This window comes from Candidatus Kurthia intestinigallinarum, from assembly GCF_003991225.1.
Taxonomy (GTDB): Bacteria; Bacillota; Bacilli; order Bacillales_A; family Planococcaceae; genus Kurthia; species Kurthia populi.
Genome location: NZ_JTFC01000012.1, coordinates 24,656 through 45,374 on the forward strand (window position 1 = coordinate 24,656; position 20,719 = coordinate 45,374).

At 38.8% G+C, this 20,719-nt stretch carries 21 protein-coding genes; 8 read left to right on the forward strand and 13 right to left on the reverse strand.

Features of this window, described 5'->3' with window-relative positions; genetic code table 11:
• Window positions 1-34: 34 nt before the first annotated feature.
• Window positions 35-877 (forward strand): SDR family NAD(P)-dependent oxidoreductase, encoded by an 843-nt coding sequence (locus tag QI30_RS04050; RefSeq protein ID WP_126989672.1) that lies wholly within the window; start codon window positions 35-37, stop codon window positions 875-877.
• Between the two features lie 170 nt (window positions 878-1,047).
• Here the strand turns inward: QI30_RS04050 and QI30_RS04055 are convergent, their stop codons facing one another.
• Window positions 1,048-1,317, reverse strand: a complete 270-nt coding sequence (locus tag QI30_RS04055) for a hypothetical protein (protein ID WP_126989673.1) — start codon at window positions 1,315-1,317, stop codon at window positions 1,048-1,050.
• Between the two features lie 115 nt (window positions 1,318-1,432).
• Here QI30_RS04055 and QI30_RS04060 point away from each other — a divergent pair, with 115 nt between their 5' ends.
• A complete protein-coding gene (locus QI30_RS04060) occupies window positions 1,433-1,615 on the forward strand; it encodes a hypothetical protein (protein WP_126989674.1) in 183 nt (60 codons plus the stop codon).
• A gap of 51 nt (window positions 1,616-1,666) precedes the next feature.
• Here QI30_RS04060 and QI30_RS20320 read toward each other — a convergent pair whose 3' ends face one another.
• On the reverse strand, window positions 1,667-1,834 hold the full coding sequence (locus QI30_RS20320; RefSeq protein WP_158620955.1) for a hypothetical protein: 168 nt from the start codon (window positions 1,832-1,834) through the stop codon (window positions 1,667-1,669).
• A 215-nt stretch (window positions 1,835-2,049) separates the two neighbouring features.
• Between QI30_RS20320 and QI30_RS04065 the strand changes: the two genes are divergently transcribed.
• Window positions 2,050-3,354, forward strand: coding sequence for a putative sensor domain DACNV-containing protein (locus tag QI30_RS04065; protein ID WP_126989675.1), 1,305 nt, complete (start codon window positions 2,050-2,052; stop codon window positions 3,352-3,354).
• Window positions 3,355-3,552: 198 nt separating this feature from the next.
• On the opposite strand, the gene QI30_RS04070 is transcribed toward QI30_RS04065, so the two are convergent.
• The 5 genes from QI30_RS04070 to QI30_RS04090 are packed head-to-tail and all read right to left on the reverse strand — an operon-like array spanning window position 3,553 to window position 8,892.
• Window positions 3,553-4,968, reverse strand: coding sequence for a phytoene desaturase family protein (locus QI30_RS04070; protein WP_126989676.1), 1,416 nt, complete (start codon window positions 4,966-4,968; stop codon window positions 3,553-3,555).
• Window positions 4,965-6,050 carry a glycosyltransferase gene (locus QI30_RS04075; protein ID WP_126989677.1) on the reverse strand — a complete coding sequence of 362 codons (1,086 nt, stop codon included), beginning with the start codon at window positions 6,048-6,050 and terminating at the stop codon, window positions 4,965-4,967. Before QI30_RS04075 ends, QI30_RS04070 begins: the two co-directional genes overlap by 4 nt.
• On the reverse strand, window positions 6,044-6,646 hold the full coding sequence (locus QI30_RS04080; protein WP_126989678.1) for a lysophospholipid acyltransferase family protein: 603 nt from the start codon (window positions 6,644-6,646) through the stop codon (window positions 6,044-6,046). The genes QI30_RS04075 and QI30_RS04080 overlap by 7 nt, the downstream gene beginning before the upstream one ends.
• Window positions 6,627-7,355 (reverse strand): carotenoid biosynthesis protein, encoded by a 729-nt coding sequence (locus tag QI30_RS04085; RefSeq protein ID WP_126989679.1) that lies wholly within the window; start codon window positions 7,353-7,355, stop codon window positions 6,627-6,629. Before QI30_RS04085 ends, QI30_RS04080 begins: the two co-directional genes overlap by 20 nt.
• Complete coding sequence (locus QI30_RS04090) at window positions 7,342-8,892, reverse strand: phytoene desaturase family protein (protein ID WP_126989680.1); 1,551 nt, start codon at window positions 8,890-8,892, stop codon at window positions 7,342-7,344. Before QI30_RS04090 ends, QI30_RS04085 begins: the two co-directional genes overlap by 14 nt.
• A 181-nt stretch (window positions 8,893-9,073) precedes the next feature.
• Between QI30_RS04090 and QI30_RS04095 the strand changes: the two genes are divergently transcribed.
• A complete protein-coding gene (locus tag QI30_RS04095; protein WP_126989681.1) occupies window positions 9,074-9,946 on the forward strand; it encodes a MerR family transcriptional regulator in 873 nt (290 codons plus the stop codon).
• A gap of 79 nt (window positions 9,947-10,025) precedes the next feature.
• Here QI30_RS04095 and QI30_RS04100 read toward each other — a convergent pair whose 3' ends face one another.
• The 6 genes from QI30_RS04100 to QI30_RS04125 form a co-directional block, all read right to left on the reverse strand.
• Window positions 10,026-10,565, reverse strand: coding sequence for a PadR family transcriptional regulator (locus QI30_RS04100; RefSeq protein WP_158620956.1), 540 nt, complete (start codon window positions 10,563-10,565; stop codon window positions 10,026-10,028).
• A 319-nt stretch (window positions 10,566-10,884) separates the two neighbouring features.
• Entirely contained in the window at window positions 10,885-12,051 is a 1,167-nt protein-coding gene (gene tnpB, locus QI30_RS04105; protein ID WP_126989683.1) for an IS200/IS605 family element RNA-guided endonuclease TnpB, read from the reverse strand.
• A 1,100-nt stretch (window positions 12,052-13,151) separates the two neighbouring features.
• Window positions 13,152-14,381 carry an ABC transporter permease gene (locus QI30_RS04110; RefSeq protein ID WP_126989684.1) on the reverse strand — a complete coding sequence of 410 codons (1,230 nt, stop codon included), beginning with the start codon at window positions 14,379-14,381 and terminating at the stop codon, window positions 13,152-13,154.
• Window positions 14,356-15,273 (reverse strand): ABC transporter ATP-binding protein, encoded by a 918-nt coding sequence (locus QI30_RS04115; RefSeq protein WP_126989685.1) that lies wholly within the window; start codon window positions 15,271-15,273, stop codon window positions 14,356-14,358. Before QI30_RS04115 ends, QI30_RS04110 begins: the two co-directional genes overlap by 26 nt.
• 98 nt (window positions 15,274-15,371) lie before the next feature.
• The gene (locus tag QI30_RS04120; RefSeq protein ID WP_126989686.1) at window positions 15,372-15,998 is read right to left on the reverse strand and encodes a stage II sporulation protein M; all 627 of its coding nucleotides are present in this window, start codon (window positions 15,996-15,998) and stop codon (window positions 15,372-15,374) included.
• A gap of 391 nt (window positions 15,999-16,389) precedes the next feature.
• The gene (locus QI30_RS04125; RefSeq protein WP_126989687.1) at window positions 16,390-17,052 is read right to left on the reverse strand and encodes an acetate uptake transporter; all 663 of its coding nucleotides are present in this window, start codon (window positions 17,050-17,052) and stop codon (window positions 16,390-16,392) included.
• A gap of 311 nt (window positions 17,053-17,363) precedes the next feature.
• Here QI30_RS04125 and QI30_RS04130 point away from each other — a divergent pair, with 311 nt between their 5' ends.
• The 4 genes from QI30_RS04130 to QI30_RS04145 are packed head-to-tail and all read left to right on the forward strand — an operon-like array spanning window position 17,364 to window position 20,706.
• Window positions 17,364-18,140, forward strand: coding sequence for a hypothetical protein (locus QI30_RS04130; protein WP_126989688.1), 777 nt, complete (start codon window positions 17,364-17,366; stop codon window positions 18,138-18,140).
• 51 nt (window positions 18,141-18,191) lie between these two features.
• The gene (locus QI30_RS04135; RefSeq protein ID WP_126989689.1) at window positions 18,192-18,890 is read left to right on the forward strand and encodes an ABC transporter ATP-binding protein; all 699 of its coding nucleotides are present in this window, start codon (window positions 18,192-18,194) and stop codon (window positions 18,888-18,890) included.
• Window positions 18,891-19,802 carry an ABC transporter ATP-binding protein gene (locus QI30_RS04140; protein WP_126989690.1) on the forward strand — a complete coding sequence of 304 codons (912 nt, stop codon included), beginning with the start codon at window positions 18,891-18,893 and terminating at the stop codon, window positions 19,800-19,802.
• Window positions 19,780-20,706 carry an ABC transporter permease gene (locus tag QI30_RS04145; RefSeq protein WP_126989691.1) on the forward strand — a complete coding sequence of 309 codons (927 nt, stop codon included), beginning with the start codon at window positions 19,780-19,782 and terminating at the stop codon, window positions 20,704-20,706. Before QI30_RS04140 ends, QI30_RS04145 begins: the two co-directional genes overlap by 23 nt.
• Window positions 20,707-20,719 lie beyond the last annotated feature (13 nt).

The following is a 20,719-nucleotide window of genomic DNA, read 5'->3' on the forward strand; positions in this document are numbered from 1 at the left end:
TTTTGGGTAAAGATAATGGAAGGAGGTTTTGCAAATGACACGAGTTTGGTTAATTACAGGCGCTAGTAGTGGTCTTGGCTATGCCTTTGCAAAAAAAGCACTCCAGTCAGGCGATAACGTAGCCGGACTAGCACGTCATATTGAAACATTAGAGGAGCTTAGGCAGGATTATCCGACACAGTTATTCCATATGGTGGCGGATGTCACGCAAAAAGAAGCAATCACACAAGCTATTCAAAAAGTTCACCAGCATTTCGGACATATTGATATTGTTGTGAACAGTGCAGGCTCGATGATGCTTGGGATGGCAGAGGAATTTACAGAGCAACAAGTACGCGATCAAATGGAGACGAATTTTTTTGGTGCTGTCTGGGTAACACAGGCGGTGATGCCAATCATGCGCACACAGCGAAGCGGGCATATTATTCAAATCTCAAGTATTGGGGGGGTTGTCACCGGACCGATGACGAGTATGTATAGTGCTAGTAAGTTTGCGCTTGAGGGCTTTAGTGAAGCATTGGCACACGAAGCCGCTCACTTTGGCATTCATACAACGATTGTCGAACCGGGTGGCTACTGGACCAATTTGTATTTAAAGCTACAATTCGCAGAGCAGCTACCCGGTTATGATTCTTATCGTGAGGAACTTAGTCAGCAAGAAAACCAATCTGTCGATAGCGCACCGGAGCTTGCGGCTAGTGCATTATGGGAGATCGTGCAAGCAAAAAATCCCCCGCTTCGTTTCATTTTAGGAAGCATGGTCTTTGATGCCGCACTCGACCATACGACGAAAAAAATCCATACGTGGCGTGAATGGGAACCGGCAAGTCGCCATGCTGAAAAAGCAACGCCACCCCCAGAAGGCTATGGCGAATAAATATAGTCAAAACAGCTGACACCGGCTGTTTTTTTCTATTGGAAAAGTGTGCTGCCTGATTAGGTACTATACTGTTTTTAAGATAACTGATACGAGCATACATAGCTGAGCGAGACCTTGATCGCGCATTAAACCTCTAAATTAGATTTATTATTTCAATTTTCAGTTTTTTAATACGTGATCATCGCTAGTTCCTCATATAGCTGTACCATAATAGGTAATAGGAAAGGCGACGCCACCGCCAAATCAAACAATTTAGATGTGATTTTTTTCTTTAATACCACAAAGATATTCAGCCCAATTAATGCAAAAAACAACCCTGGAAATGTCACAAACAATGACATATCACCAATTAAAAGCAGTGCCTCTAAAAAGACGACACTTCCCAAATACCGTACGTTTTGACAAGCTACTATAATTTTGAACCATATGCTGTTCAAAGCACAACCTCCTTTGTTATATTTTACCAAAATACAATAAACTTTCATAGCAAATAGCTTTTGAGAACTAAATTGGCTTATTTATGGTAAATTAATGTAAAAAGGAGTTGTTTGTATGTCCAGTCCCTTACTACTAGTCATTGCTATGTTCTCCATTATTATTTGGATTGTTGTGTCAAAGGAGCTACTGAAACCTACGAAACAACTGAATAAGCAAAAATTAATCACTCTCGTAGCTACAGGTTTTTTAACGACATTCATTATTACATGGTCATTCGTTCAAAAATTAATAGCTTAATCAAAGAAACAGCGTCTACTTTTGAAATAGGCGCTGTTTTTATACGTTATTTTATTGACTTGTTGCTGTATAAAAATTTTGATGATCCCACTGATGGCCATTAATCGTCACCGGTTGCTCAATTTGAATGCCTTTTACTTCGTTAATAATCGCCCCATATTCACGGTCTAATAGTAAAATATCCGGTTCATAACGAAAATCTTTTCCTTTTGGAACCAATGGATATTTTAGATAACCTAAACAGTCCTTTCCTGCATATGCACTTTTTACTTTTCCCCAGCAAGTCCTAATGGCTCTGTATCAATAAATATATTTTTTTGTTCATTCATGTTCTGCATCCCTACTACAGTGTAAAATATTTACAGATATTTATAAAAACCATTTATCGCATCTGATTTTTTAATACGTTATACTGAAGAAAAAGGAGGGGTTCTATGAACTACCTTTATCCACCAGACCTCGTTGAACGAACCAAGAGTGACTGGCAGCATTATTTAAAAACACATGATTTACCTGAGCCAATCGTGCATTTTCCAAATGATGATGAATTACTTACTATGCTACATATCATGTATCATTTAAGTTTTGCGAAGGAAGAGGCGCGACCGAGTACCGCAAAGGTGACCTATTTGAATCCACATGAGCTGTCGTCTGTACTTAGTGATACGAAAGCACCTACGTTTTTTGATCATCCAATTCCCTTCACAAAAAGTGAAATCAAGCGGCTCTGTCCGGCATTTGATCCGGAAAAAAGCATTTTGGCTATTTGTGCGCAAAAGCATATCTCACAAACTAACTCAGACGAACTTGTCGTATGGGGTGTACTTCCTGTAGAAAATACATTTTCGCGCATTAAAGATGAAATGCTGTCGCTTGTGGCCCCGTCCTCTCATTTATTTACACTCAGTGTTTTCGAGCCGGGTGAACTGATTGCGAGTGCCGGAAGTGAGGAATTGTATCGCCTAAGTGGTGGCCAGCTTGTAAAATATCCGGCTCGAACAATTAGTGAAGGGATTATCGGACAGCATTTTGAAGAGGTTTTAACGGAATTATTTATTGCCGGAAAAGGCTCAAGAAATTTAGCGAAAAAAGTATACTTTAGAACCCTTAGTAATATGTTGAAACTTATTGAAAAAGAACGTCATGGTGGTACACTCATTATTGTCCCGTCCACCTTTACGGCTGATCCCCATGCGCTCGATATGAAATATGAAATGCGTGGACCGGCGATTTGGCCAAAACTTGTCAACACCGTTGAACATTTAAATTGGCTTCATAAAATGAAAGCCATGCCTGAGATGAGTCAATTGACGAAAACATTAGCAAGTGATTTCTCAACCTATCTTGGGCAGCAACAACCAATGAATATGGTCGACAAAGTATTTCATGTAAAAGAGGCAAATGAGCGAATTGCCGAGCATGAGCATTTCATTGCGTCACTATCAGAGGTTGACGGCGCTGTCGTGATGAATGATCATTTAGAGGTGCTTGGCTTTGGTACAGAAATCCGCCTAACGAATGACAAATTGAGCTCGATCAAGCAAGCACTATCTCCGCATGCGCGAGAATCACGTGTTCTAAAAATTACGTCCTATGGTACGCGACACCGCTCTGCTATTCGCTACGCAAAATACAATCCGGCAGCTATCGTTTTTGTGATTTCACAAGATGGTCGTGTTAAAGCGGTGAAACAACATGAAGGCATCACCTACCTTTGGGATGGTATTCGCTTAACGTAAATAAACTGGCACAAAACACGTCATTTTCCTTTTTAGCGTTTGCAACGAAAAACCGGAACCGCGCCACCGCGCGATTCCGGTTTTTCTTATGCTCCTAGGAGCGAGTGTTTTTACACGTATGTCAAAGCCTATTTATATTATCAAAACAGAAAATTATACAATTGTATTATTTTACTATTTTACAAAAAGTCTTTTTAATTATTTTATACAATTATTATTTTCTACAATAATACGTTTAGCTACCTCATAGCCACCCTTTACAACAATTGGTGAGCCGCCACCTGGATGCACTGTCCCGCCAACAAAATACACATTTTTAAGTCTTGAGTCTTTATTTGCTGGTCTGAAAAAACTGCCGCGTAATGAATTGGATGCCTGACCATAAATTGCGCCTTGCATCACATGAAATGTCTCGGCAATATAGCTTGGTGGTAGCTGTTTTCGTGCTTCGATTTGTGAAGTATTAATCCCCCAACGCGTTAGTGCCTCGTTGACTTGCTGCTGTGCTTTTTTCATCGACAGCGCTGTTTTTGCAGGGGCATTTACTAATACAAATAATCCTGGATGCCCTTCTTTAGTAGCGGCATATGGATAACAGCTATACACCGTCGCCTCATTTGCTAATTGAGAGTTTCGAAGAAATTGAAATTCCGCCTTGTAATCATCGCTAAATAATACATTGTGATAATGCAGCGGCACCGGCTCTTTGAGTGTAATAAGCTCGACATAAGCTGATGTCGATAACTCATACGTGCGTGGCTGTCGCCCTAATAATGTCTGCGCCACTGCATAATCAATATCACTAATAATCATATCTGCGCTGTACTGTCCTTTAGCAGTTTCACAAAATGTTACTTCGTTATTTGCCATCGCCAACTTTTCAATTTGCTCATTAATATGAATATGTACACCCTGCTCTAATAGTAATTCCTCTAGCACACGTGCAATCGTCGTTGCTCCGCCGTCTAAATAATACGTACCATCTACTAATTCAAAATAGGCAATCATCGCAAAAGTCGCCGGAGAAGCATAGGGCGATGAGCCAATATACGTTGCAAAGCGGCCGAATAACTGACGGACTGTAGGATGCGGAAAATAGCGCGCTAAAAAGGTGTCCAATGTTTCAAAAGGATGTGCCTGTACTAAATGATAAAGGAGACTTGGCTTTACATAATCTTTGATTGAAAAAAAGGTTTTCGTTAAAAAAGCTTTTTCACTTAACTTGAAAAGGCGCGTCACTTCCTCTAAAAAAGCAGGATAATTCGCGGCACTTACCGGATCAATGGCCGCAAGCTGTTGTTGCATGTTGTGACGATTCGTCGTAAAGGTTACTTCATGCTCTCCCCACTGATGCTTCGTGGCATTGTCGAGCTTTTTAAAAGGCAGTAGCTTTTTTGCATCACCAAACGGTGCAACCAATTCCCAAAAGTAACGTGGCATCGTCAGTGTATTAGGACCATAATCAAATTGATGCTCCCCGACTTGAATCGACTGCATTTTGCCACCAAGCCAAGCATTTTTCTCAAAAATATGCACATCATAGTGACGACTAAGCGTGAGTGCCGCAGCCATTCCCCCTAGCCCTCCACCAATAATAATGGCACGTTTTTTCATAGCTTTCGCCCCTTCCAATACATCGATTTTTTACGTGCAGTTTGAATCATTGTCGTACCTAATAACACACAATACGCGCATGCACTGACCGGCATCAATAAGCTAAAAATCGATAGCTGCTTTGCAACATAATCACTGACTAGGCGCATAGCGGTAATGCAGATGAATGGCAATGTGTATAAAAGATGCTGTGTACTAAGCCCAATAATGAATAATACACCAGGCATCACAAAATATATGCTATAAAAAAGAATGAGCAAACAACCAAGGACATAGGAATGCTGAATACCTCGAAAGCAATTTTTTTGAAAACCATGCCATGTATCACGAATCGTTGCATACATCGCACACGACACAAAATCGGTAATATTGTAGAGCATAGCGCGCTTGCCCGATTTTTTTAACATTCGAAACAGCGCGACATCCTCGACTACCTCATTCTTCACCGCTGTATGCCCACCTATTTCAAAATAGGCATCCCGGCGAACCGCAATAAAGGCACCACTTGCCGCAGTCGCTGCTGGCATACACTGACGATTCGCCAAATAAATTGGTAAATGCGCATGAACAAAAAAATGAAGCAATGGCGTCAGTAATTTTTCGAGCCAATTTCGCATCTCAAAGCGCGGAAAACCTGATAGTGCATCAATTGGCCGTTCAAACATCGTCGCAGTTGCCAAAAGCGCCTTTGGATGAAGCGTCACATCGGCATCAATCCATACGAAAATATCACCCGTTGCCTGCTCAGCCAAACGCTGACAGGCATGCGGCTTCCCGTGCCAATCACTTGGTAAGGCATCACCATATAATAGACGAAAACGCGTGTCGAGTGACTGATTTTCTTGAAGAAGCGTGGCCGTGCCATCCGTCGATTGATCATCATAAAAAAGAAATTCTGCCTGCTCATAGTCTATGTTATGCAGGTTTTTCATTAGACGTTGGACATTCGTTGCCTCATCTCGAAGCGGAATTAATACGCTAATGGAAGGATTCGAATGGCTTTGAATCGTCATACGCCGCAAAAATTGCACATTTATAACTAACCATAAAACACCAATAATAAATGGCAGTATGATTACCATAGGCGTGTAAAGCCCTTCAGATCATTTGTGATAACACTTGCCTTTAATGTGTCAATTTCTGTTGTCATCATTTGTTGTATATTTACAGGCTGTACCTTTGGCGTCAGCTGACATGCAATATCTCCACGTACGCCATCTGTAAAGGAATAATAAATGGAGATAAAAAGCAGCTTATATTTTGGAAATCGACTCATCAAGCGCTCCACTCCTGGTTGAATCGTCAGCGGCCGCTTCTCCGCATGCTCTTCGACCCCTTGCGGAAATAATATAATCGTATGTGTCTGTGCAAGACGCAGTAATTCCTTATACTCCGAAAGTTTAATCGGTTGTGAAATTGGAACAGTACCAAGCTTTTTAAAAATCGGAAATTTCTTTAAGCCAGCTGCACTCATCCCGACAATACGATTTTTCGGTAAATACCCACGCCGGTCTAATTCAAATAATACGAGTGCATCATAAAAACTACTATGATTAACAACGATGATCGATGGCTGTTCAATCCGACTAAGCTTCACGCGCATCGAACGAAACATGCGTCTTAAAAATAGTTTCTGTCCGATGTGAAACATGGAATAGCTAAGTTTTTTTCGCTCCATTATAAAATCTCCTTCCTATCTGAAGTAGACTAAAACTAATCACGGCGACAATACATGCCATATAGAGTTTTGCTAATAGCGCAATCCAAATAAATAACACAACAATTGTCCAAAACACCATCTTCATGCGGTGAATACTTTGTTTTGACGGTAATTGTTTTATGCGCGGCAATAGCAGCTGCACGACAAAGGCAATGCAAAACCAGCCAAAGAAATTACTAAACGGTATACCGTAATACGCACTTTCACTATCCCATAACCAGTACCCCTTCACAACATATGCTACGGGGTCGAGCACTAAATCGAGTACGACAACATACAGCGCAGCGACGAGTGCCTTAACTAGACGGGTTTTAAACGATAGTGTTAGCGCATGTCCAGCCATAATCATGACAATCCAGGCAAAACCAATCCCAATGGGTACACCAAATAGGAGTGGTGGGAAGCGATTCGTATAATCATAGCTCCCGAAAAAAATATCAAAATGCGCGCTCATGCCTTCAATAGTGAAGGTTGCTACACCAATAAGAATGCTTGCGATAAGCCCTCGCTTTTTCCCAAAGGTTTCCATCGCATAACCAACTGCTACACAACCCGCAAGAATGAGAAAGACACTATTCGCCCACTCTAGCCAACTTGGAATTAAATCAAAGCCGACCAGAATCATGCCAACTAAAAACCAAATGATGTATAACTTATAGCACCGCATGGCTCAATTCCGTAATACGATAGTCGAGTTCCTTTGGAAGCGGCTTGATTGGATACGTTTTCTCACCATCGCGTTCTAAAATTAAATTCGCCGAAATACGCGCAGACTCAATAATAATTGGCAGACCACTACCCGGATGTGTACCACCACCTACTAACCAGCAATTCTCATATGGTGAGAAATGATTATGCGGGCGGAATGTCATCATTTGATTTAGCTGATGCCCTAAATTAAACGTTGCGCCCTTATAAACATTCATCTTCTGCTCCCAGTCAACTGGTGAGAACATCATTTCCTCTTCGATATGCGCCTCTAAATCTGTTAAACCTAGACGCTCCTCTAATGTTTTCAATAATAGCGCGCGATACTCATGCTTCACTTCTTCCCATTCAATATCACTGAAATTGTTCGGTACAGGAGCTAATACATATAATGTTGATTTCCCTTCTGGTGCAAGTGAATCATCTGTTACAACAGGATTTTGCACATAGATGGACATGTCTTTTGACAATAATTTTGTATCTGAAATCTCTTCCATATTTTTGCGGTAATCTTCCGCAAATAAAATCGTATGATGCTGTAAGTCATACTGCGTATCAATGCCTAAATACAGCATAAATGTCGAGCAAGAATATTGTTTTTTCTCAACTTTTTGCGGTGACCACTGGCGACTCTTCGTATTTTTTAAGAGTTTCGTCATCGCATAGCCAAAGTCTGCATTGATGACGACATCATCACAATGAAGTAATTCACCTGATTCAAGACGAATGCCCTCAATACGTTTTTTATACTGAACTACTTCTTGAATTGGTGTATTTAAATGAATTTTGACATTCATTTCTTCAAGAACTGTCGCCATCGCTTTCGTTAATTGATTCAAACCGCCCTTTAAGTGATAAATGCCATATGCTTGCTCAATATAAGAGAGAATTGAAAAGGCGCCCGGGCAGCTCCACGGAGACATCCCTAAATATTTTGATTGGAATGTAAAGGCAAGCTGCAATTCCTCATCATTAAAATACTCCCCTAATTTGTCCATTAACGACTTCCCAAATTCTAGCTCTGGTAAAGCCTTAATTGCCTCTGGACTCATTAAATCGGTTACACTATCCATTTTTCGTTGTAGGAGTGGCGATAGCGCCTCCAATTTTTTATGTGTTTCTTGTAAATAACGTGTATAACCATGCTCATTTCCGGGAAAAGTAGTAGCAATCGTATTCATCATTTCTTCATAGTTTGAACTCACCGTAAAACGTTTATCTGCATATACAAGCTCATATAAAGGCTTGAGTGCAATTGGCTCCACATAATCTTCTAGCTTTCGGCCCGTTAATTCAAAAATTTCTCGAATTAAATACATCATATTTAAAAACGTTGGACCGCGATCAAATGTATACTCCCCTATTTGAATTGCACTCGTTCGTCCACCAACAAAATTTTCTTTTTCAAATACCTCTACCTCATACCCTGCATTTGCTAACAACATGGCTGATGTCAATCCACCAGGACCTGCACCAATAACATAAATTTTTTTCACGTAAATGGCCTCCTAAAAAATATATTTTCTATACTTAAACACTTGTATGAGTCTAATTTATTTATACTACTCAGTATAATTAAAGTATACCGCTATTTCATTTTTGTCAAACCTTTATTTTAAAATATTGGACAAAAGAATAATTCCAGCTATAATTAGAATTCACAAGGGGGGCAACTGTATGCATGATTCTTTAGAACATTTCACTATTGCAGATGTTTCAGCAATTACGGGGATTAAAAAAGATACATTACGAAAATGGGAGGAACGCTATGATTTTTTGAAACCAATGAGACTATCAAATAGTTATCGACGATATTCGAATCATCAAGTAGCATTTTTATACACTTTAAGTAAAAAAATGGAGCAGGGATTATCATTAAAAAAAGCAATTGATGCGACCAATGACGTAATTTATATGAAGGATACCTCTGCACTTCCAAGTCACTCTTTTTTCTTTAAATTACTTGCCTATGGTGCGCAGTGTAATGAAGAAAAATTTTCCTACACACTTCATCAAGCCCATCAGCAATGTGGTTTAGTGACCTACTTGCAAGAAATTGTCCAACCTTTTTTAAAAGAAGTAGGAAATCGTTGGGCGACTAAACAATGGGCTGAATATCAGGAGAAATTTTCTTCTACCTTACTACAGCATCATTTAATTGAGCTTAGTCACCAAATACCCGTTCCACCAAATGCTAAGTTGGTGATGGGGGCCTGTTTACCAAATGAGCAACATGAACTACCTTTGCATATTCTATTACTACAAATTCAATTAAAGGGAGCTCGAATTTTTTTAATTGGTCAATTACCTGCTCCTGGAACCATTGAAGATTTTGTCGAAGAATTTAAGCCAAGAGTCGTACTTCTTTCTGCAACGACTAGACTTCCTCTAGAAGATATAGCGTATCTAAAACAACTGGATGAATTCGCTAATAAGCATCCAGCTACTCATTTTTTCATTGGTGGAGAAGGTGCCGCATCCTCTTCTATCTCACCCAAAACGATTCAAATTGCACAATCACTAGAGACAATTTGGCCCCATATTTTATAACGCCAAAAAAGCTGACACTATATAGTGTCAGCTTTTTATACAATTATTATTTTATATTTTTAAACACTTTCATAGAAAATTAGCGTAACTCTGTAATTGTTTCATCACACCATTCAACAATTGCGCGCGACATTTTTTTACCAAACTGTAAAGTTAGCAGTCCACGCTTTCGATGCATCGTCACTGGCCCTGTACGCAAGCTATGCTCGATTAATTCATACGTTTCAAGCTTTTCATACTGTACAGCGCGATACTTCTCTATTTGCTGAATTGTTGTAGTGGTCTGTTCTTCATCACTTAAAAATAAGCGCAGCAACACTTCATTTTTTTCATTCGAAAATTTCTCCACTGGCTCTTGCAACCATTGTTTTAACAATTCCTGACCTTCATTAGTCAATGTGTATTCCACACGTTCGACTTTTGTACTGCCTGTCTGATCATGACGCTCAATCAAGCCATCTTCTACTAATAGCTTTAATGACGGATAAATTTGTCCATAGCTTATTTTCCAGAAATGAGACAAACTCGTATCAATCATGCGCTTTATATCATAGCCGGTGCGACAATGCGTCGTCAGCAAACCAAGGATGGCATAAGTCGTTGCACTATATCTTTTCAACACAAACCCTCCTATTTTCATGATATATCTAATTGATAGTACCCGCTTTTCATCAAATATATACATAGGGAGCTATTTTCATGACAAATGACATATCTTTCAGAGGATTTGCATATAAGGATTTGGATGCGTTACTTTAAAGAATTCCATGAATTCGAAGTAGTTGGAAGATACGTATTTTTAGTAACGGGCGTTAAAACCCACTATGTTCAGTTGAACAACCCCACTTAGCCGTTTTAACGAACGTGCTTGAAGTGGGAGATTCCTACGAACAGTGCTTGCTTGTTTCCAACTGCTCGAAACAGTGGCTTCACTTTTTTTAGTAGGCTATCCCCGTAGTCCCTACGGTTGGGTTATTTAAAATCCTTAGCCCTTCTCCTAAAATATTACGACTTGCATTGATGTCGCGGTCTAATGTCGTAAAACAAGATGGGCAAGTCCATGCACGAATATCGAGTGACTTCTTACAATCATAATGACCACATGCATGACAAATTTGACTAGATGGGTAGAAGCGTGAAACCTTCACGACTTCACGTCCGTACCATTTTGCCTTATACATCAGTTTTTGCACAAAAGAGGACCAGGAAACATCACTAATCGCTTTCGCTAGTTTATGATTTTTCAACAGGCCTTTGATGTGTAAATCTTCTAAGCAGATAATGTCGTATTGACGAATTAGTTCCGTTGATAGTTTGTTCAAGAAATCTTCCCGCTGAAACGCCACACGTTCGCGCAATCGTGCGACTTTCATGCGTTGTTTTTGATAGTTTTTACTTTTCTTTAAATCTCGATTATCTTTTTTTGCTTGTTCATACCTACGTGATAATTTACGCTGCTCCCGTTTTAATTTCTGTTCCATCTTCTTCGTAAAGCGTTGGTTATCCACTTTACGTCCATTAGACAGAATCGCAAAATCGGTGATACCTAAATCAATTCCTACAGCTTCCTTTGTTTGAGGCAATGGCTTAAAGTCTGGTACTTCGCATTGGACAGACACGTAAAACGTACCACTCGCATTGTATTTAATGGTTGCGCGCATAATGCGACCTTCTAATCTACAGGTTTGTTTGAATTTCACAAGCCCGAGCTTCGGCAGTTTGATTCGTTTGCTGACAATCGCGATATTGTTGTTTATATTCTTTGTTGTGTAGCTTTGAACAGGGTTTTTCTTACTTTTAAAACGCGGGTAGTTATTTTGCTTCTTAAAGAACTGTTCAAATGCAGCGAATAGATTTTCATAGGAGGCTTGTAATGCCACACTATCTACATTTCGTAGCCAAGCGGTATCATCTTGCTGTTTCATTTTTGTTAGTAATTTAGACATCAAAGAACGGTTCAATCCTTTTCCTTCCGCTTTATAGGACGTATTCCAAAACTCAAGGAAATGGTTGTAGACAAAACGGCAATGACCATACGTTTGATGAATGAGTGCTTGTTGTTTTTTGTTCGGATAGAGACGAAATTTATAGGCTTTATATGGCATAACAAACACCTCCTTTTTTACTATTTTAACAGGAACATTTGTTCTTAATCAAATAATTCACCTTGAAATCTTTATGACATTCGCACTCATCCGATTCCTACCCAATGCTTTTTTTGAGGAAAAATACTCTGAGGGAAAACAAATAAAATACAATGCTTCCTAATAAATTTACTATATAGAAGTCTCACTTAAAATTATCTAATACTAACTCCAAAGGAATTGCACGGAACCTATAATTGTGTGGAAATTCAAATTTAAAAAATGCTACATTATTTTTTACGATTCACTAATTCCACTTAAAAAAACACAGCTTCTAATTTTAAATCATCACCGTAAAATGATTTCTCCTAAATCACCGATTATCTCAAGAAGCGTGTTTTGGCTACGACATATTTCTGAATATGCGCCAACTGTATGTCATTTTGCTTACTGATGTACTAAGCATCCGCTTTGTTTAATCATTATCACAAATAAATACGATTTATATGGCGATAGTTGTGATGCTTTGTTAACCACTTCATTAAAAAATCGGCTCTTATCTTCCCGTTTTGCCACATTTTGGGTTCATTTCGGCGCTCCGAGGGATATTTTCCACACAGCGCTTGTTTCATTTCGGGGCTTGATGTCGCATTTTTTGTATGACTTGAATAAATGACAGCACACGCGCTGTTTTGAGCAGCATACAACTAAAAATCGCCCGAAATTCGTGAAAATGGGTCGATTTTCGGGCTCTAGCGGCTAAAATACGCCTTTTTCGTTTCTTAAAAATCGTGATTATTTGCGCTGAAAGTAGTAAATAAAAATTTTTGTTGACAGCATATGCAGGATATTTAGTAAGTATAGGCTTTTTATGTACGTGTTTTGTCCTTGTTTGGCACATATTTTCAATTATGTCGTAGCCAAAACACGCTTTCTAGCCTTATCGCGATTTTTTTCTGGCTCACCAAAAAATCTAACTCCGTGTCCTCTCTCTCTTCATACTCATGAAGCAAATTTATTTCATTCAATGACCAATGCCTGTTAAAATTGATTTTTATTCTTTTATCAAATTATACAAATATAAAAAAAAGGAACCGCATTATTTGCGATTCCCTCTATTATTACGTCGTAAATTTCCATACATTTTTAAATTTCGTCCAAATACTACCCGTACTATATGTCAGTACACTGCGGCGATAAAGTGCCACAGTCGCCATAAATACGACTACCAATGTGATGAATAAAATAGCGAGTGAGATGATAGCCATGCTCAAACTTAAATCCGTTGAGCTATAGCGAAGCGGCATCAGCATCCCTGAAGTAAATGGTACGAATGATAAGATTTTCACAAGAATGGTATCTGGATTTGTCATACCATATACAAGGCTGAAGAAGCCCGCCATCATAAGCATCATAAGTGGCATTGTTGCTTGCCCTGCTTCCTCAACTTTTGATACGAGGGACCCCATCAATGCACCTAGTGTTAAATACAGCAGCATTGTTAATAGGAAGAAGCCAATGACAATCCAAATGTACGCGCCTGATAAATCCTTTAACATATCCGCCGCAGTCGACCATAGATCAGCCTTAGCTAATTTTAAGCCAACAAGTGCAGTAACGACTAAAATGACAATTTGCGTAAAACCTAGTAAGAATACCGAAACGATTTTGCCCATTAGATGCTGATTTGGGCGAATTGACGCCATTAGTACTTCAAGCACACGTGAGCCTTTTTCCGATGCAATATCGGTTGTAATCATGGATGCATATGTGATAACGAATAAGTAAATTAAGAAGCCCATGACGTATGATACGCCAATCCCAATCATTTTCGATGCAGAGCTTTTTCCACTGTCATCCTTTTTCAATGAAACCTCATCAATGACCGTTTGTGCATTTAATAACGTTTCTGCCTCATCGGATGATAAATTTAACTGCTGAATACCATATAATTTACTGGCTGTATCCACATGTGTTTCAACCGTTTGCTGTGTCGCTAGCGAGGGTGAATCATAAGTGATAAACTGCGCATTTAATTTTGAATCCTTACCTGTTAAAATCAATGCGCCGTCATAATCGCCATCCTTCACTTTCTTTTCAAGTGTTTTCCGGTCTTCCGTTGTTGCCTCAAATTCCACATCCCCCTTTTCAGGGAATGTCGCACCGAGTTGCTTCGTTTCATCAACGAGCGCGACCTTTACCTGATCATCACCTGAAAATACATCTTTAATCGATGTCCAATTGACAGCTACTAAGATGACTGCCATGTATAATAGCGTCATTAAAATAAATGATTTCGCCTTCACCTTCTGCAAGTAGTTTTGCTTAATGAGCAGGAGTGTTCTGTCCATCTTTGCCACCTACTTTCAATTTAAAGATTTCATCAAGCGATAAATAATCCATACTGAATTTTTCGATATACTGTCCACGCCCAATTCGCTCAAATAGCGCTGGCCCATGCGTTTCATTCTCTAGGCGCAGTGTATAGCCGTCATTCGTTTGTTTTACATTTACAACGCCATCAAGTGCCGCAAGCTCCGGCTTCGTCATCGCCGTACGCACACGTAAATTCACCTTACCATATTGCTCTTTTAATTCTTGTAAATCTCCTGAAAACAGCGATTTCCCTCGTTTTAAAATACATAGACGGTCACATAGCTCCTCGACATTATCCATCTGGTGACTAGAGAATAAAATCGTCACGCCCTTATCGCGCAGCTCAATAATCGCTGACATTAACAATTCACGATTCACCGGATCGAGTCCACTAAACGGTTCATCTAAAATTAAAAATTGTGGTTCGTGAATAAAACTCGCAATCAGCTGTACCTTTTGCTGATTCCCTTTCGATAAGGTTTCTGCTTTGACCTTACGCTTTTCCTCTAAATCAAAACGCTCAAGCCAGTAATCAATTCGTGGCTTTAGCTCCTTTTTACTTTTCCCGTGTAATTCACCGAAAAAGTAAAGCTGTTCTTCTACTTTCATTTGTGGATAAATGCCGCGCTCTTCTGGTAAATAGCCTAGAAAATCACGATTCAAGTTATTCACTGATTCGCCATTCCATAAAATTTCACCTTCCGTCGTATCTTGCAAATTCAAAATCATCCGGAATGTTGTCGTCTTACCAGCACCATTTTGTCCAATAAGGCCAAAAATCTCGCCGCGATTAATCGTAAAATCGATATGGTCCACAGCGACGAAATCACGGTATTTCTTCGTAACGTTCGACAATGCGAGTGTCATGGGGTTATCCCTCCTTTTAAAATCACATACTCTGTTTAACTATACCCGTTATATCCATACAAAAAAAGGGACTTTATGAAAAAAGTCCCTTGTTACTATTAACGGTAACCCCATGCAAGTAGAATAGGGGTAATATAACTCTCAATAAGTCCTGCTACAAGCATTCCTGGTGTTAAAACGAAAATGAGTTGCAGCAATGCTTTTTTAATTTCTGTACCGATTTGGTTATTCTGGAATTTCGAAAAAATCCATTTGTAGATAGCATTGTTTATTTTCATGGCAATGGCAATCGCAATAATAATCATCGGTAGCTCGATAATACCATGTGGTAAAATACCTAGCACAAAACTTTTGAAAACACCCTGTCCTGTACCATGCATAATGTAGGCTACCATACCAATCATCGCACTATTAACCGCAAATGTAATCATATATAGCGGTAGCGGAATGAGTGCTAGTAACAATACCTGTGCACAAACCATCCAGTTATTCGAGAAAATATGCCAAAACGTTTCATGCCTTTCTTGCTTTGATAGCTCCTCGACAGCTTCCTTGCCGCCAAGCATATCCATGATTTGCTCCATAATTTTCATGACATCTACTTTACCGACGCTTAAACCAACATAAGTCGCAACAGCGATAATGACGCCAATAATCCCAAATTGAATAATTGCCTTCTTATAATGCCCTTTTAAATCTTGATATGTACTTTGAATAATTGTCATCACAACCTTTTATAGATTTATCATTTTATACAACTATACTTTTTTTTCGTTCCATGTCTAACATATGTGAACTAACTATTACTTATAGCTATTCCTATCATATCATGTTTGCAGTCACCAATCATGCCATAGTCAAAAGCGTTTATTAGCAGTTTGTTATACGATAGCGTGTAGCGTATTGAAAAGGCTCATACTTATCAAAAAAAGAATGCCTATCTATTATTAATCTAGTTTTTTGTACGATTATGATTTTATATAATTATACTTTTATTCAAATAGTCTATGCTAGCGCTCTCCTATGTACCAATTCATTCTGATAGATAGACCTTTATCAAATACACGCTTAGATAGAAAAAAGCAGGAATCATATGCGATTCCTGCTTCTACATAATTAGTGTGATGATGCTTGTTCTGCTGCTTGCTCACCATGTTTTGCAGCATAGCGCTCACGTGTGATAACGCCAAATGGTTTGCCTAGTGGTAAGAATGCAAAGCCGAAATGTTTGTTTAATGTGTTAGCACCTGCACCGTATAGGCCAAGTAATGCCACAATCAGTTCAGACCAAGCTGCTACTTCATGCATTGCGTGCTCCATGATACCTAATGAGCTTAGTGATAAGCCTAGGAATAGGAAGTTAATCATGAAGAAGATAAAGAATAACACTTTGTTTGTTTCAAGTGCACCGATTGTCATAAAGATTGTAAATACTAAATAACCTAAGTAAACGACACCTAATTGTTTTGGATCAACGGCTGCAAATGATTCGCCAAGTAAGCCAGCTTGTGCCATCCAGCTACCTCCAACTGCTAACCAGAAAAATCCGTATGCGGCAAAGGCTGTCGCACCGAATGTGTTATTTAATTTTGCATCTAGAATTGACGCGTATATTTGTGCAAATCCTCCAAGAAGAATCGCCCATGGTAAAACGAATCCAAGACCCTCTGTCCATCCTAATTTTTGTGTTGATGCGACGAATGTTACGATTGCTAGACCGAATAAACCGATTCCTGATGGGTCTGCAATAGGCATACGTACTGTTGTAATATTTTTCATATGTAGTTCCCCCTGACTGCTGTTTCGTGCTGTTTTTTTCTTTCTAAAACAAATATTAACCGTTTTCATCAAACAATACACAATTTTGACACAAATAAGCGATTTTTCGACATTTCTCAAAAGATTACTTACTTGAAAAAGAAAATAAAGTTTCTAAACAGAAAATAATAATTTAAACGAGCGTATTTGTGTACTATAACAGATAGGATATTAATTAACAAAAAAATCCATTTTTTATCTTTTTTATTTCTTATAGTAATACAGTTAGTATATGATGGTCCTATAGACTAAAGATTGTGAGGTGATCTATCTTGATCTTTCTGGAAATTGTTCGAGAGCAATGGTTGAAAAACATATCGTATACGATGTCATTTCTTTTTTCGATGCTTATTTTGATTTGGTTATTACCATTTTTAATGCATCATTTTGTTATTCAACAACTCGACGTGTCAGAGATTTCATTTATTATTTGCTTAGTCGCGTTATTTCTTATATTAGTTCAAACACTATTCCATACACTAAGCGAGCTACAACGCTTATATAATGAACGGGACCTCTCTTTTTACTTACCTATTCCAATTTGGAAAATCATATGTAGTCGTCTGCTTGTTGAGCTCTGCATTAGTTCACTTGCGCTTATCGGCATTCTTTCATCCATGCTCTTTGCATTATTGCATGATGATGCGTATTCACTGCAACTAATCACAGCCGTCTTAACATTGATGTTTTTTGTACTACTCTATGCGCTACTAACGATGCTCGCGGTGTCCTTAGTTCTTTTCCCACTATGGCATATTTGTACAAAATATATCGGTAAATGGTGTTATCTCGTCTTTTTAGTGTTACTTATCGTAGGAACCGTATTGTTTTACCGTTTTGAGCAAAGTTATGTCTACAAGCATTTTATAGAAATCGGACCGACATATAATAGCCTGTTTAAATTTAAAGAAGTGAATAGCCACCGATTTTTGAACATTGAAAATTTTTATACGAATGTGCATATTTTTGAGGACACCTTTCTTTTCATTATTTCCCTAGCTTGTTTCTTCGGAGGGCTGATGTGGACAAAACGCATTATGCTGAAGTAAGTGGAACGTGGTGCGCAACGATAACGTCTTTATAAGAAGGAGGAGGTTTCTATGTATACCATTCAAAATTTAAGTTATGCCTATGGTTCGAAAACCGTTTTATCGAACATATCCTTTACATTACCACTTGGGAAGGTCATTGCGCTTACTGGTGAGAATGGTAGCGGGAAGTCAACGCTGCTTCGTCTCCTTGCGGGCACAATGCAGCCCACAAACGGCAAAATTTCATACAATCAGCATCCAGTGACAAATCTGGTTTCAAAACATGTAAGCTATATGCCCGACACGGATAACTATTTTTTAAAACGCACAGGTGATCAGGTTTTTGAATTTTATGATACGGTTTTCGATGATTTTTGCTTAAATAAAGCCTATGAAATTGCTGAATTTTTGAAAATCGATGGCTCAAAACTGATCAAAGATTTATCAAAAGGCCAGCGTGGACGTTTGAAAATGGCTGTCGTGCTTGCACGTAATACGCCCTACTATTTACTAGACGAGCCATTCAGTGGACTTGACCCAATTGTCCGGGCTCAATTAATTGACGGGTTAATGGAATTTACAGACCTCTCAAAGCAAACTATTTTATTATCTACACATGAATTAAGTGAAGTAGAGCGTATTACTGATGGTTTGCTATTGCTCCATGACGGCAAAATTTTATCGTACGAAGCAATGGAGGACATTCGAAAAGAATGGAAACAGGACGCAGTTAGCTGGATGAAATCACAATATGAGAGGGTGGACTAAATGGAGCCATTCGTACGCGTCAAAAACGTATCAAAGACGATTCGTGGCAAACAAATTATTCAAGCAATTAATTTTGATTTAATACCTGGACAAATTACAGGCTTTATCGGACCGAATGGCGCTGGTAAAACAACGACCATTCGTATTATGACCGGTCTTATGAAGCCAACAAGTGGCGAGGTCGAAATTGGTGGTATTTCGATGCAGAAAAATTTCAGCGAAGCTATTCGCCCAGTTGGAGTTATCGTTGAAAATCCCGAGATGTATAGCTATTTATCAGGCTATAAAAATTTACTGCATTTTGCACGTATGCATGATAAGGCATCAAAAGACGAGCTTGCACGCATTATCGATCAAGTTGGTTTAACGGACCGAATTCACGAAAAAGTTTCGACTTATTCACTTGGTATGCGTCAGCGTCTCGGCCTTGCACAGGCACTACTGCATAAGCCAAAATTTTTAATTTTGGACGAACCAACAAATGGCTTAGACCCTGCTGGTATTCGTGAACTACGCGTATTACTTCGGAAATTAGCTGATGAAGAAGGCGTGGCGGTATTAGTATCAAGTCACTTATTAACTGAAATTGAATTAATGTGCGACCGTATCATTATTATTCAACGAGGACAAATTGTTGAAACACGTGACATTCGTGCATCGCAGCAAAGTCGTTACCGCTTCGATATTGAAAATGAAGGTCTAGAAATATTGAATTCATACAATTATACATTTACACAATTAGAAAACTTTACAATTGTTGATATCGAACGCGACCAAGTTCCAGCACTTATTGCACAGCTCGTCGAAAAAAATATCGCCATTTACGCAGTAACTCCTTATCAGGAATCACTCGAAGATCAATTCTTACAAGTAACAGGAGGTGACATGCATGTTCCAACTCATACAAAATGAACGCATGAAGATATGGGCTAAAAAAGGTAGCTGGATTATGCTGGCACTTCTTGTTTTAGCAATTGTCGGCTACGGCATTTTATCAAATTCTATTGCAAGTGATTCGAGTAACTGGAAAGCAGACGAACAAAGTACAATCGCTGCTAACAAAGAAATGCTAGATGAGGAAGGTATTGACGAGACCACGAAGAAAGACCTCGAAGAGACTATTGCCATTTCACAATATCGCTTAGACAATAATGTGGCACCACTTAGCTCAGAAAGCGTGCAAGGTCATATGCAAGCTGCGCCATATTTTATGATGTTTGTGCTACTGTTTGTTGTCATTGTAGCCGGTGGCATTGTTTCAAGTGAATTTTCAAAGGGCACAATTAAAATGTTACTGACACGTCCAGTATCTCGCTTTAAAATTCTACTATCAAAACTATTAGCCGTTGTAGAATTCGCTGTGCTATTATCAATTGTCACAATCGTTTTAAACTATATTGTTGCGCTACTATTTTTCGGTAATGCGACCGGTGCAAATTTAATAATGGATAATGGACAAGTAACAGAAGTGAATATTTGGAAAAGTATCTTTATGTCATTTGGCTTCCAATTTATCGCCATAATCATGAGTATGTTATTCGCCTTTATGCTAGGTGTGGTATTCCGTTCAAGCAGCCTTGCAATTGGATTAACTATTTTTATTTCACTATTATCAACAACCATTACATTGTTCTTAACAAAATACGAATTTATCAAATTTATTTGGTTTGCAGTGCAAGATTTAGAAGGCATTTATCATGGGCAAGGCATACTCGATGTCTCATTCCCATTTGCTATCATGATTCAAATCATTTATGCGATTATCTTTTTAGTCATCGCTTTTATCACGTTTATGAAATCAGATATCACCGCATAGTTTAAAGAGAACG

Coding starts and splice junctions, on each gene's coding strand:
- QI30_RS04050 (WP_126989672.1), top strand. CDS start 35: ATGACACGAGTTTGGTTAATTACAGGCGCTAGTAGTGGTCTTGGCTAT.
- QI30_RS04060 (WP_126989674.1), top strand. CDS start 1,433: ATGTCCAGTCCCTTACTACTAGTCATTGCTATGTTCTCCATTATTATT.
- QI30_RS04065 (WP_126989675.1), top strand. CDS start 2,050: ATGAACTACCTTTATCCACCAGACCTCGTTGAACGAACCAAGAGTGAC.
- QI30_RS04070 (WP_126989676.1), bottom strand. CDS start 4,968: ATGAAAAAACGTGCCATTATTATTGGTGGAGGGCTAGGGGGAATGGCT.
- QI30_RS04075 (WP_126989677.1), bottom strand. CDS start 6,050: ATGGTAATCATACTGCCATTTATTATTGGTGTTTTATGGTTAGTTATA.
- QI30_RS04080 (WP_126989678.1), bottom strand. CDS start 6,646: ATGGAGCGAAAAAAACTTAGCTATTCCATGTTTCACATCGGACAGAAA.
- QI30_RS04085 (WP_126989679.1), bottom strand. CDS start 7,355: ATGCGGTGCTATAAGTTATACATCATTTGGTTTTTAGTTGGCATGATT.
- QI30_RS04095 (WP_126989681.1), top strand. CDS start 9,074: ATGCATGATTCTTTAGAACATTTCACTATTGCAGATGTTTCAGCAATT.
- tnpB (WP_126989683.1), bottom strand. CDS start 12,051: ATGCCATATAAAGCCTATAAATTTCGTCTCTATCCGAACAAAAAACAA.
- QI30_RS04110 (WP_126989684.1), bottom strand. CDS start 14,381: ATGGACAGAACACTCCTGCTCATTAAGCAAAACTACTTGCAGAAGGTG.
- QI30_RS04115 (WP_126989685.1), bottom strand. CDS start 15,273: ATGACACTCGCATTGTCGAACGTTACGAAGAAATACCGTGATTTCGTC.
- QI30_RS04120 (WP_126989686.1), bottom strand. CDS start 15,998: ATGACAATTATTCAAAGTACATATCAAGATTTAAAAGGGCATTATAAG.
- QI30_RS04125 (WP_126989687.1), bottom strand. CDS start 17,052: ATGAAAAATATTACAACAGTACGTATGCCTATTGCAGACCCATCAGGA.
- QI30_RS04135 (WP_126989689.1), top strand. CDS start 18,192: ATGTATACCATTCAAAATTTAAGTTATGCCTATGGTTCGAAAACCGTT.
- QI30_RS04140 (WP_126989690.1), top strand. CDS start 18,891: ATGGAGCCATTCGTACGCGTCAAAAACGTATCAAAGACGATTCGTGGC.
- QI30_RS04145 (WP_126989691.1), top strand. CDS start 19,780: ATGTTCCAACTCATACAAAATGAACGCATGAAGATATGGGCTAAAAAA.